This is a genomic window from Akkermansia sp. AE01SA01 (assembly GCF_036417395.1).
In the GTDB taxonomy this organism is placed as follows: domain Bacteria; phylum Verrucomicrobiota; class Verrucomicrobiia; order Verrucomicrobiales; family Akkermansiaceae; genus Akkermansia.
Genome location: NZ_CP143890.1, coordinates 2,166,650 through 2,178,013, shown reverse-complemented (window position 1 = coordinate 2,178,013; position 11,364 = coordinate 2,166,650). Strand labels below are relative to the sequence as shown.

Here is an 11,364-nt window from a genome sequence, read left to right as displayed (position 1 = left end):
AAAAGAATGAAAGTTGCTTTGACGATTGTGATGCTGGTCGTTTCCAACGTCTTCATGACGTGGGCATGGTACGGCCATTTGAAGAAGGGTTCCCCGGTGGACGACAAACCCCTGCTGCTCATTATCCTGATGAGCTGGGGGCTGGCGTTCTTTGAATATTGCTTTATGATTCCCGCCAACCGTATCGGCAATGCGGGCGGCCTGAACGTGGCGCAGCTCAAAATTATGCAGGAGGTGATCACGCTGTGCGTCTTTGTGCCCTTCGCCCTATTCTACATCGGGGAGAAATGGAAGTGGGATTACCTCTGGGCTTTCCTGTGCGTGCTGGGAGCTGTTTTCTTTGTCAATAGGGAGCGTTTGATGGGGTGACAGACTTTTTCCCTTCGTATTTCATGTCCAAAGTGGTCTTACTCTTTGTATATGAAAATTAAAATAATAACTATTCTTGCGGCAATGGCCGCCGTCGTCCTGGCCGCGGGCTGCCACCATCATGACCGCGACTATTACCGGCCCGGTCCCTCCCACCATTACAATCACAACAACCACGACAACGGCTGGCACAACAACCAGAACAGGCCCGGTCTCAGGCCGCGTCCGCATTACGCCGCCGTTCAGCGTACCACTTATCCCCACCTTTACCGTACCATCTGAGGCATCCGCCTTTTGCCCGGAGATTCCGGAGCACCGCATCCCGTGAACAGGGGCCTGCCGGTCTCTCCGCGGCGGATAAGTACACGGCAATATTCTTTCGGCTACATCCGTATGGCCATCCAGGCGCACGGACGGGAGGGAGCGGATTTGTTCCGGCGCATGGCTGCGGTTCCGGCCGGGCGTTTGCCGGGTCTAATGCTTCGCGCACAGGATATAAGCTTGAAAAGGTGCGGGGCCCCCGGCACTCTATGCGCCAGATCAATGACTATAGATGAGCAATTAGACATGTTGATGGGCGGCACCGCCGTCGTGATCAGCCGTGAAGAGTTGAAGGAACGCCTCAAGCTGGGGCGCCCCCTGCGTGTGAAACTGGGTGTGGACCCTACTGCGCCAGACATTCACCTCGGTCATACGGTGGCCATTGAAAAGCTGCGCCAGTTCCAGGAACTGGGCCATCAGGCCGTCTTGCTCATCGGGGACTTTACCGCCACCATCGGAGACCCCAGCGGCCGTTCCGTGACGCGTCCCCCCCTGTCCCGCGAACAGGTGCTGGCCAATGCGGAGACGTATACCAAGCAGGCTTTCAAGATTCTGGACCGGGACAAGACGGAAATTGTGTACAACGGGGACTGGTTCCGCAAGATGTCTTATGAAGAGGTGCTGAAACTCAATGCTCGCGTCACCATGCAGCAGATGCTGGCACGCGAGGACTTCAAGGCCCGCATGGAAAGCGGCAAGGAGGTGCGCCTGCACGAAATCCAGTATCCGATCATGCAGGGCTGGGATTCCGTGGAAATCCGTGCGGACGTGGAGCTGGGAGGCACGGACCAGTTATTCAACATTCTGGTGGGGCGCGATTTACAGAAAGAGCAGGGCATGATGCCCCAGATAGCCATGACGATGCCTCTGCTGGAGGGGCTGGACGGCGTGCGCAAGATGTCCAAATCCTACGGAAACTACGTGGGCGTGGATGAAGCGCCGGAAATGATGTTCGGCAAGATGATGAGCGCCAGCGATGAGCTGATGGACCGCTACTACCTCGTTCTTCTGGGGGAAAAGCGTGATATGGAACTGCACCCCATGGAAGCCAAAAAGCTGCTGGCCTGGAAGATCACGGCCCGCTACCATGACGCCGCCGCTGCGGACGCCGCGCGCGCGGACTGGGAAACCCGTTTTTCCAAAAGAGATCTCGCCGCCGCGGACTTGCCGGAAGTGGAGCTCTCCTCCCTGCCCGGCGGAATGAATGCTCTGGCCCTGGTGGGCTTCATCTTTGAAACGGTATTCCAGTTGAAAAAATCCAACGGCGTGCTGCGCAAGGAGCATTTCACTCCCGGCGCCATCCAGTTGAACGACGTCAAGGTGACGGACCCCTCTTCCGCGCTTGAACTGGCGCCCGGCAGCATTCTGCGTCTGAGCAGGAAGCACGCCGTGCGTTTCAAGTAAGGGGGGGGAATTCCCTCCTCTTTCATCATTCTTTTTTCCATGCCGGGATTCCTTTCCAAATTGGACCGTTTCACCGTCGGCCTGGTGGTAAGCGTGAGCGCGGGGATTCTGGTTCCTTGTTCCGGCGTGTGGGATACCGTCTTCAGCCGCTTGAGCGATGCCGCCATCATCCTGCTCTTTTTCCTGTACGGAGCCAAGCTTTCCCGCCGCTCCGTGTGGGAGGGGCTGATGCACTGGCGGCTTCAGAGCCTGGTGGCCGCTAGCACTTTCGTGATCTTTCCCCTGCTGGGCATCCTGAGCATTCCCATGTGGAATGCCGTGCTGGGGCCCGACCTGTGCATGGGGATGCTCTACGTGTGCATGCTGCCTTCTACCGTCCAGTCCAGCATTGCGTTCACCTCCATGGCGGGAGGCAATGTGGCGGCGGCCATTTGTTCCGCTTCTGTTTCCAGCCTGCTGGGGGTGTTTTTGACTCCTCTTCTCGTGGGGCTGGTATGGTCGCGCGGCGGGTCGGACGGTGTGGACTTTTCTACCTTCCTGAACATTTGCTACATTATCCTGGTGCCGTTTGTGGCCGGGCAGGCCGCCCAGCGCTGGATAGGCAAATGGGTGGTGGCGCACAGGAACGTCACTTCCTGGACGGACCACAGCACGATCTGGCTGGTTATTTACACGGCGTTCAGCCATGCCATGATCAACGGCGTCTGGAAGAACCTGCCCTGGCTTTCCCTGGTGGAGGTGCTGGGGTTCTGCTCCGTTCTACTGGCGGTCGTTCTCTGGCTGACGGCTTTTCTTTCCCGCAGGCTCCGTTTTTCACGGGAAGACCGGATTGCGATCATCTTCTGCGGTTCCAAAAAAAGCCTAGCTACCGGCATCCCGATGATGAACGTGATTTTTGCCGGTTCCCCCATCGGTCTGCTGGTCATCCCCATCATGATTTTCCACCAGCTCCAGTTGATGGTTTGTTCCATCCTGGCCCGGAGGTGGGGCAGGGACCTGGAGGACAAGAAGGACGGTTCCCTGTAGGCAGGGAGAGCCGGGATGCCGATCATGGAACGCGGAAGGCTTCTTTTCACGCAGGAGAAGGCTGTTTGCCGGAAACCATGCGCATGGAAAATCCACCCGGCATGATTAATGGCTCCTGGAACAGGAACGAGGACATCTCTTTTCCTCCCTCCCTGGCCGGAAATCCTGCCGGAACCGTGAATTCCCTGTTCCCGGCGTTTCCGTCTGGAAAAGGAGTGTGCGTCAATTCCCGGTAAGGCGCAGGATTCCGTCATTCTGGATGTCCCTGCCCGGAACGATGGCATGGCTTCCCCGTTCCGGGATTTTTGCCGTTACGGACCTGTTGCGGAATTTGTCCATGAAGCGGTGGAAGGATTCCATGTCTTCCGGGACGATCTTGATTTCCGTATACGCGGGGTCGGCCAGCACTTCCGTAATGTCCACCCGGAAGGATCCCACTCCATTGCCGTCCGGAGTGTAGAATTCCAGGGATTCCTCCGGGGAATGGGGGTGCATGAAGAACAGGAAGAACATGATGCCCAGCGCAATCAGAGTGACGACGGTCACCGGAAGATTTTTTCTGAACGGTCTGATATGCATGTATTCTTCTCCTTTCTTTGGCAAGGTTATGGATTTTAAAGGGGCATGTCAACTCCTCCGGGCGGTTGCCATGACGCGGAAGGGAGGCGCGGTTTCTTCTTCCGCGGGGCACCGTTGCCGGGGGCGTGCCCTGAAAAAGGGTTGCGTCCGAGGGGCATTGTGGTAGCGTTTGCGTATAGACGGAGCCCTATGATCCTCCCCGTAAAGATATTGTCCGCATTGGCCGGATTGAGCCTCGCCGGGGGCGTTCATGCGCGCGTCTGGACGAATGACCGTGGTGCGACGGTCACAGCCGCGCTGGTGGCCGTCCGTGATGCGGAGGTGGACTTGAAGCTGAAGGACGGCCGGGTGGTCGCCGTGCCCAGGAACATCTTTTCCGGGGCCGATCAGGAATATATCCAGGAGTGGGTGAAGTCCGGAGGAACCTTGCCGGATACGGATGTCGGAAACGCTCTCGAAACGGGAAAAGGGGACGTGTCCTATACGCGTCTGGAGCCGAATTGGAATGCGGACTGGCCCCAGAGAGCGGGTCTGGCCGGCTTTCTGCTCGTGAAAACCGTTCAGGAGACGGACGACCTGAGCATTTATGAGACGGACCATTTCATTATTGAATCCCCCGGGCGGCTGGCCAAGCCGGAACAGGAGGCCCTTGCCCGGAGATTTGAATCCATTCTGCGAACTCTGGCGGCGGTCCCCCTGAATCTGACGGTGGCGCGCAAGCCCTCCCGCAAATATCTGGTCCGGGTGTGTTTCAGCGAGGAAGAGATGGAAAAGGTTCCCGGCCTCCGGAACGGCAGGCTCAAATTTTCCCCCACCAGTTTTACGGCTCTGCTTCTGCGGGACAAAAAGGGCAATCCGGTCAACCCGGATGCGGTGGATCCTCGTTTTGCCGTTACCCACTGGGTGATGCAGTCTCTGGATGTGGAGCACTGGCTGGTGGACGGTTTTTCCGCCTATATGGCGTTTCTTCCCAGGGAAAAAGATGAAACCGTCTTCCGGAAGGTTCCCGGAAGGCTGGCGGCCATGCTGCCACGCAGCCTGCGCGCAGGACGGGATTCCCTCCCGGCGCTGGAGGACCTGCTGGCGCGGGACTCCTCCCATTCCGCCTCCGGACATGACCAGACTCCAAAGGGAAAAGGCACGGAATATTGGGCCGATCTGCTGTGGACCGTTTATTGGTGCCATCTGGAAGGGGAGGGCAGGGCCGACAGGCTCAGGCGCTACCTCATGGCCTGGGATGCGGAAGAACAGGAAAAGGCCCGTGCCGTTCTGCTGGACGGCAAAAGTCCGGTGGAGGTGCAGAAGGACATGGCGGAAGCCTGGAAAAAGTTTGGCGTAAAGCTGAAATTTGCGCAGCCTTCCTCTCCCTAGAGGAAGGCGCAGGATTCTCCGGCCCGTTGAGGCGGTGCGGGAAGAAAATCCCTGCGGAGAATGGGCGGGGCGTTGTTCCGTTTAAATGGTTCCGTTGAGTTTTCTGCCTATCCAGAACAGGGAGAGCAGAACGAGCAGGGCGGCCAGTGTGTAGGGATGGCACCAGATCAGGATGCGTTTTTCCATGGGAGGCGGCACGGGCAGATCCTTGATTTCCCGGATAAGCTGCTGGATTTCTTCCGCTTTCACCATGCGGCCACGCGTAATGGAAGTCATTTCCTCCATCAGAGCGGTATTGATGGGCTGTCCGATTTTTTCCAGCGTTTCATTCATGGTGATGACAGGCAGCATGACAGCTTTGTCAGGCTGGTCGGACGACGAAGCCGCCAGTATCCATTTGCCGGGACGGTTGATTTTGACGGAGGCGGTGAAGGAACCCCAGGTGTGGTCCATGTTTTCCATCTGGACCCGGCTCGTTGTGCCTTCCGGTGCGGTGATGTCCAGGAACACTTCTCCGTTCTGAAGGGGTGCGCCCTGCTTGTCAGATACCATTGCCGTGACGGTCAGGGTATCTCCCAAGCGCGGTCGTTCCGGGTTGGGAATCAATCGGATCCGTTCTCCGGCGGCCATGTTGCGCTGGTAGCTCATCCAGCGCGCCACCTGGCTCCAGAACCGGTAATGGTATTTGTCCTCCACCCCGCGCCGCCAGCGCCAGGCAGAATCCGTGCCCATGAACAGCACCTTCCCGTTTCCGTAGGACTGGGTGACGATCAGGGGTATGCGCCCGTAGGCATTCTTGTCTGCCGCGTGTACGGCCAGCACGGTGGTGCCCGCCTTGGGGCGTTCCACGGGTGCGTACCAGTTGAAGCCCGGCAGGTTGCGCCAGACCTCCTCGTTTTCACTCTCCGTGTCCGCCAGCATGGTCAGCAGGGAGCCGCGGCCTTCCGGCGTGAGAATGAGCGGGGACGGGCCTGCCTGGGTGGTGCCTTCCGGCTTGTTTGTGAGGAAGGTGACGGGAATCAGGTCTGCCAGCTCCGATTGAAGAAGTTCCATTTGCTTGCCCTGGTATCCGGGCAGGAAAACAATGCCGCTGGCCTGCTGTTCCACCATCCCCTTGAGCAGTTTGGCCTGTTCCGGAGTCAGCCCTTTGGTCCCCATGCCCACGTCGCCGATGAAGATGACGTCGTATTGGGCCAGTTCCTCCATTTTCTCCGGGAATTTGACCAGGTACCCGGGGCCTTCTCCCATCTCCTTCAGTCCGGGGTGGAATAGAAGGGTGTGGACGTCCACGCCCGGATCGCGGTACAGGGCGTTGCGGATGAAACGGTATTCCCAGCGCGGCAGCGTGTCGATCACCAGCACCTTGATGGACTCCCTGCGCCCGGCGATGCTGAAGGAGGAGGCGTTGTTGATACGCACCCGTTCCTGCGGCTGGATGGGAAGCTTGAGTTCCAGCGTTTCGGAACCTTCCTTTTCTATCTTCCACAGGACGGCGTCGGATACTTCCCCCTGCGCCGGGATGGTGACCGTTCGGGTGACGGCCTTTCCGGTGTCTTTGGAAGACAGGGTAAGGGTTGCCCTGACTTCCCTGCCCAGAGTGCTTTTAATCGTGAAGGGGATTTGCACCGTTTCCCCGATGATGCCGTAAGTGGGGGCTTTCACATCCTGGAGGGCCAGGTCCGGCAGGGGAACGGAGCTGCCGGCGGGGATGATGAACAGGGGGATGCCGCGCGAACGCATCCTCTGCGCCTGTGTCAGCACGGAGGAGGAAGCATTATGGCTGCCGTCCGTGAACATGACGACCGCGCGGAGGTTGTCGGAAGACTGCATGGCTTCCTCCAGCGGTTTGGCCAGATCCGTAGATGCCAGGGCGTAATCCTGGGAATCCGGGGCAGGCTGGACGCTGAACGGGGCATTTTCCACTACATGGGTTTCTTTCAGGGAATCCGTGCTATGGCCTTTGAGCAGTTCCCGGACATACGCAGAGCGGGCAATGACGTGCTGGGGGGTGATTTCCACGTCCTGGGTCTCCATGGAACCCGAACGGTCTTCCAGGATGGAGACCTTGGGCTTTTCCTTAGGCTCTGAAATGATGACCCATTCCGGCTGGAACAGCAGGAAGCATATGGCTCCCAGGATGACCAGGCGCAGTATTTCCAGTTTGAACGTCAGCGGGCGGGGATTGCGCTTGCAGGAAATGCGGCTCATCCATATTCCGGCCGCCATGACCAGAACGGCCGCGGCGACACTCAGGACGGTGGGTTGAAGGCTCAGGTTCATAGGCGGTTGGCGGGGATGGGGCGTTTGGCCGTGCGCTTGGGCAGGCAAAGGAGGGCTTCCAGAAGCAGGCACCCCAGCGCGATCAGCAGGAACAGCTTCCAGGCTTCCTGCACCAGGGAGGGATTTTCAACGCCGCCCTGCGTGGCACTGATGGCGGCGTCCGGCAGGAGGATGTGGATTTTTTCATCCGTGATCTGGTCAGGATTGTCTTCCGACCACGGCCGGTTGACGGCATAGGTCTGCGCACCGAGGCGGTAGACGCCGGCTGTGTCCACGGGAGAACCGGGGGGGCGGGAACCTTGTACGTCGTCCATGCGCATGGGAATGTCCGTGGCCGACTGAGGCAGGGCGGGATCGTTCACGCGAAGGGAAATGGCGGAGGAAAAGCGTTCCGCACCGCGGTCCGCCATGCGCTGGAGAAGGGGGAGCAGCAGGTGGCCGTCCGCCAGATTGGACCAGGAATATTTGGGCAGGGTGGTCAGGAACAGGGCGGAACCTGCTCCGGCCCTGACCTGGCCCAGGGCACAGGTGCCGTCGTCCCAGGAGGCCAGAACGCGGTATTTGCCTGCCAGGGGTTTCCGGCGGATGGCGCGGAGGCGGTTGGCGGGGATGGAAGTCTGATCCGTGCCGTCCCGGAGGAAGCCGCGCTGGCGGTCCCAGGATTCCACGCGGAAATACTCGTCGGCCGGGGCCATTTCCATCGCCCCCCAGGAGACACCCAGGAACTGGCGGCGCGTGCCGTGGGCCGTATCGTCCGGAAGGAAGAGAACTAGGCCGCCTTCTTCAATGAAAGTCTTGAGCTTCTCTTCCATGTCCGCCCGCGGGGGGGGGCCGTGCCAGATCACCAGGGCCTGGGAGGAAAGGTTGAGCTGTCCGGAACGCACGGTATTCGGCATGGTGGCCTTCCTTCCGGGAAGTCCGGGGGGGGCGGCCATCAAGGAGAGGATTTTGCCCGCTTCCCCGGAAGGTCCGTTGATCAGGATGTTTGCCAGGGGCTTGGGAGCGAAGGTGAAGAAGGAAATGTCGTCCCTGGAAAAATCGTCATGGGGCAGGGAAACGTAGCCGAAGCCGGATTCCTTGTCCTGCGGCAGGGGGATTTCCTTGCGGATGGTGGTTGTTTCCCCGGCCAGCTGGAGGGTAGAGGTAGTTACAGAGTTATTTACGGAAATGTTCACTGGAACTTCCTCCGGCTGGTTGGGATCGAAACCCTGCCGTAAAATCTCCATGTCCAGCACCAGCCTGCCGTTGTTGATCTGGGCCTGCGTGATTCTGATGCCTCGGTTGGTTTCCGGCCTGTCTCGCAGCGCCATGATACGGATAGAAGGAGGAATGGGAAGAGCCGCCAGCCTCTGGCGTACGCTGGACCATACCGGAGAATTGGGCCGCCAGGAGGACGATTGCATGTCTGAGGCAATCCAGATTTCCGTCTTTCCGGAGGCGGATTCCTCCAGATAGGGAATGGCCTTCTGGAGCAGGGAGGGGATGTCCGCTCCGCCGTCCGTCACTTTGCTGACGGTCAGGTCTGCCAGGGCGTCCGGTGCGGGAATCTGGGTAATGGTTTCAGTGGTGGAGTCAAGGAGGGACAGGCGGCAGCTTGACAGTTGGTCAAAGGTGGATTTCACCAGGGGCGGAACCGTGTCTCGCAGAGAATTGGTCTTGTCCGGCCGTGCATCCATGGAGGCGGAACGGTCCAGCACGAGGAGCACTTCATTCAGTCCGGAACTCCCCCAGCCAAAGAAGCTGCCGAGGAGGGGACGAGCAAACGCCGTCACAAGAGCCACCACGGCCAGCACGCGCAGGGCCAGAATCAGGTAATGCAGCAGCTTCTTGGTTCCACGGGTTTCCCTGGCCGCGCGAAGCAGGAATTCCATGGCCGCCCAGTACACGGACCGGTGGCGCCAGCGGTTGACCAGATGGATGATGATGGGAATGGAGGCTGCGAAGAGAGTCCAGAGCAGCCACGGAGAGGTAAAGGACATAGGAGGATAGGGGAGTTACGGGTTGAGGAACGGGTTCAGGTAGAAGGAGGAGCGGGCAGCAGCTGGCGCAAGATGTGCAAAGTCATTTCTCCGGTGCTTTTGAAGGAATCCGCCCCCAGAATTTCCATGTTGTCTCTGGAGGTGTGCCACCAGTTGCCGTCCTGGAAATCGTCAATCAGGTTCAGCGTATCCATGCCCAGTTCCATGAAGGGGACGTGGTCGTCGATGATGCCGTAGGCGGAGACTCCCCATTCCACCGGAGAATAGCCCAGTTCGCGAATGGCGCGGGAATAAACCCGGTACATGGACTGGGGCGTCATGGCCGGAATCCTGATCTTTTTACCCTGCCGGCCCACCATGTCCAGGTTCACCATCCACTCCGGCAGCGGTCTCGGCAGAGAGGCCGCATAAAATTTGGAGCCGTACAGGCCGTCATCGCTGTCAATGTGCTGGGAAAAGCTTTCCTCTCCGTCGAAAAACACCAGTTCCAGCTGTCCGGCGCGTGCCGGATCCCGGGAAAGGATGCGGGCCGTTTCCAGAATGGCGGCTGCGGCGGAAGCTCCATCATTGGCTCCGGTAAAGTCGGGAATGCCCGTTTTGGTGTCAATATGGCAGGTCAGCAGCCCGCGGACCGGAGTCTTGAAATCCGGATTTTTCCCATAGCGGGCCCGCAGATTGACGAATTGGGTTTGTCCTTGCGGAGTAGGCGCTTCAAAAGCCTGTTCCACGCATTCCCAGCCATGCTTGGAAAGCTCCCTTTTCAGATAGTCCAGCTGCTTGCGGTAGCCGGGGGAAGACGGCCTTCTGTCTCCCATATCCGTAATCCGTGCGGCATGGTACATGCAATTACTGCCGAGGAAATTGTCTGTCTCCTGCAATTGGGCGGGTATGGTCTCCTGATGGGCTTCCCGAGTTTTTTCAGGATTGCCGCACTGCACCAGCAGAGCCGTCAAGAAAATGAGTCCAATGCGGGGCATCATGGAAGAAAAGGGGTGCGGGGTTATCAGGAACCAGCCCATTCATCCTGGCCCAGAAGTTCCAGGATACGGGTGAATTCGGACTTGCTGGAAAAAGTGATCTCGATGGAGCCTTTGCCTCCCTGTTCAGAAATGCTTACCGGTGTGCCGAACTGCTTGGCCAGCACCCCGGAAATTTTCTTGTACTGTGGTGAAGAGGGCTTTCTGGGAGGAGCCGGATCAGGCGGGTTGAGAATCTTCTGAATGGCCTTTTCCGTCTGGCGGACAGTGTAGCCTTTGTTTACGATGTCGCGGCCAAGCTGAATCTGCTGGTCCTGATTCTTCAGGGAAAGGAGCACTTTGGCATGTCCCACGCTGATGAAGGAATTGCCCAGCATGTCCTGGACGGCCCGCGGCAGGTCCAGAAGGCGCATGCTGTTGGCTACGGCCGCGCGGGATTTGCCCACCCGTTTGGCGATGTCTCCCTGCTTCATCTTGAATTCCGCCTTGAGGCGCATATAGCCGGCGGCCTCTTCCAGCGGACTCAGGTTTTCGCGCTGAAGGTTTTCAATCAGCGCCAGTTCCAGCACGTCCTTGTCCGTAGCCTTCCGGATGATGGCGGGTACGGTGGAAAGCCCCAGAATCCCGGAAGCGCGCCAGCGCCGTTCCCCGGCGATCAGCTCATACTTGTTGTCATCCGTTTTGCGGACGATCAGGGGCTGGATGATGCCGTGTTCCTTGATGGAATCCACCAGTTCAGCCAACTGCTCTGGCGTGAAAATGGCGCGCGGCTGGAGCGAACTGGGGATGATGGAGGCATGGGACAACTGATGCACGACGTCTCCCGCCTGGGGAGTTGCCAAGGATTCACGAGACAGATTTTGATTGATGAGGGCGTCAAAGCCTTTCCCCAGAGCCGGTTTTGCCATAACTGGAAAAAGACTATCATGATCCGCCTCCGTTTTCAACAGGGGATTTGTCTTCCGTAGCAGGAAATTCGGAAAGCGGCCGTCCGGTGTGCGTTTGAGTGGCAGACATTTGGAAAGTTCAGGATTCGGTAAACGGTTTGGAATGGATGA

General features: G+C 58.7%; 10 protein-coding genes. 5 read left to right on the top strand and 5 right to left on the bottom strand.

Annotated elements, in window-relative coordinates; translation table 11 throughout:
• Nucleotides 1–6: 6 nt before the first annotated feature.
• From V3C19_RS08795 to V3C19_RS08780, 4 genes are all read left to right on the top strand, one after another.
• The gene (locus tag V3C19_RS08795; RefSeq protein WP_295876475.1) at nucleotides 7–369 is read left to right on the top strand and encodes a DMT family protein; all 363 of its coding nucleotides are present in this window, start codon (nucleotides 7–9) and stop codon (nucleotides 367–369) included.
• A 51-nt stretch (nucleotides 370–420) separates the two neighbouring features.
• Complete coding sequence (locus tag V3C19_RS08790; RefSeq protein ID WP_295876472.1) at nucleotides 421–651, top strand: hypothetical protein; 231 nt, start codon at nucleotides 421–423, stop codon at nucleotides 649–651.
• A gap of 285 nt (nucleotides 652–936) precedes the next feature.
• Nucleotides 937–2,094, top strand: a complete 1,158-nt coding sequence (tyrS, locus tag V3C19_RS08785; protein ID WP_240042124.1) for a tyrosine--tRNA ligase — start codon at nucleotides 937–939, stop codon at nucleotides 2,092–2,094.
• Nucleotides 2,095–2,133: 39 nt separating this feature from the next.
• Nucleotides 2,134–3,120 (top strand): bile acid:sodium symporter family protein, encoded by a 987-nt coding sequence (locus V3C19_RS08780; RefSeq protein WP_130084554.1) that lies wholly within the window; start codon nucleotides 2,134–2,136, stop codon nucleotides 3,118–3,120.
• Between the two features lie 222 nt (nucleotides 3,121–3,342).
• Here the strand turns inward: V3C19_RS08780 and V3C19_RS08775 are convergent, their stop codons facing one another.
• Nucleotides 3,343–3,699 carry a hypothetical protein gene (locus tag V3C19_RS08775; RefSeq protein ID WP_130084553.1) on the bottom strand — a complete coding sequence of 119 codons (357 nt, stop codon included), beginning with the start codon at nucleotides 3,697–3,699 and terminating at the stop codon, nucleotides 3,343–3,345.
• Between the two features lie 189 nt (nucleotides 3,700–3,888).
• Between V3C19_RS08775 and V3C19_RS08770 the strand changes: the two genes are divergently transcribed.
• Nucleotides 3,889–5,070, top strand: a complete 1,182-nt coding sequence (locus tag V3C19_RS08770) for a hypothetical protein (protein WP_161981407.1) — start codon at nucleotides 3,889–3,891, stop codon at nucleotides 5,068–5,070.
• 81 nt (nucleotides 5,071–5,151) lie between these two features.
• On the opposite strand, the gene V3C19_RS08765 is transcribed toward V3C19_RS08770, so the two are convergent.
• The 4 genes from V3C19_RS08765 to V3C19_RS08750 are packed head-to-tail and all read right to left on the bottom strand — an operon-like array spanning nucleotide 5,152 to nucleotide 11,214.
• Nucleotides 5,152–7,350, bottom strand: a complete 2,199-nt coding sequence (locus V3C19_RS08765; protein ID WP_295876470.1) for a glutamine amidotransferase — start codon at nucleotides 7,348–7,350, stop codon at nucleotides 5,152–5,154.
• Nucleotides 7,347–9,329 carry a BatA domain-containing protein gene (locus tag V3C19_RS08760; protein ID WP_295931315.1) on the bottom strand — a complete coding sequence of 661 codons (1,983 nt, stop codon included), beginning with the start codon at nucleotides 9,327–9,329 and terminating at the stop codon, nucleotides 7,347–7,349. Before V3C19_RS08760 ends, V3C19_RS08765 begins: the two co-directional genes overlap by 4 nt.
• Before the next feature lie 35 nt (nucleotides 9,330–9,364).
• Nucleotides 9,365–10,309 carry a M28 family peptidase gene (locus V3C19_RS08755; protein WP_295876465.1) on the bottom strand — a complete coding sequence of 315 codons (945 nt, stop codon included), beginning with the start codon at nucleotides 10,307–10,309 and terminating at the stop codon, nucleotides 9,365–9,367.
• Nucleotides 10,310–10,332: 23 nt separating this feature from the next.
• Nucleotides 10,333–11,214, bottom strand: a complete 882-nt coding sequence (locus tag V3C19_RS08750) for a ParB/RepB/Spo0J family partition protein (protein WP_161981405.1) — start codon at nucleotides 11,212–11,214, stop codon at nucleotides 10,333–10,335.
• Nucleotides 11,215–11,364: the final 150 nt, after the last annotated feature.

Bases quoted from the DNA above. Each gene is read 5' to 3' on its own strand.
- tyrS (WP_240042124.1), top strand. From the start codon at position 937: ATGTTGATGGGCGGCACCGCCGTCGTGATCAGCCGTGAAGAGTTGAAG.
- V3C19_RS08760 (WP_295931315.1), bottom strand. From the start codon at position 9,329: ATGTCCTTTACCTCTCCGTGGCTGCTCTGGACTCTCTTCGCAGCCTCC.
- V3C19_RS08755 (WP_295876465.1), bottom strand. From the start codon at position 10,309: ATGATGCCCCGCATTGGACTCATTTTCTTGACGGCTCTGCTGGTGCAG.
- V3C19_RS08765 (WP_295876470.1), bottom strand. From the start codon at position 7,350: ATGAACCTGAGCCTTCAACCCACCGTCCTGAGTGTCGCCGCGGCCGTT.
- V3C19_RS08780 (WP_130084554.1), top strand. From the start codon at position 2,134: ATGCCGGGATTCCTTTCCAAATTGGACCGTTTCACCGTCGGCCTGGTG.
- V3C19_RS08790 (WP_295876472.1), top strand. From the start codon at position 421: ATGAAAATTAAAATAATAACTATTCTTGCGGCAATGGCCGCCGTCGTC.
- V3C19_RS08770 (WP_161981407.1), top strand. From the start codon at position 3,889: ATGATCCTCCCCGTAAAGATATTGTCCGCATTGGCCGGATTGAGCCTC.
- V3C19_RS08750 (WP_161981405.1), bottom strand. From the start codon at position 11,214: ATGGCAAAACCGGCTCTGGGGAAAGGCTTTGACGCCCTCATCAATCAA.
- V3C19_RS08775 (WP_130084553.1), bottom strand. From the start codon at position 3,699: ATGCATATCAGACCGTTCAGAAAAAATCTTCCGGTGACCGTCGTCACT.
- V3C19_RS08795 (WP_295876475.1), top strand. From the start codon at position 7: ATGAAAGTTGCTTTGACGATTGTGATGCTGGTCGTTTCCAACGTCTTC.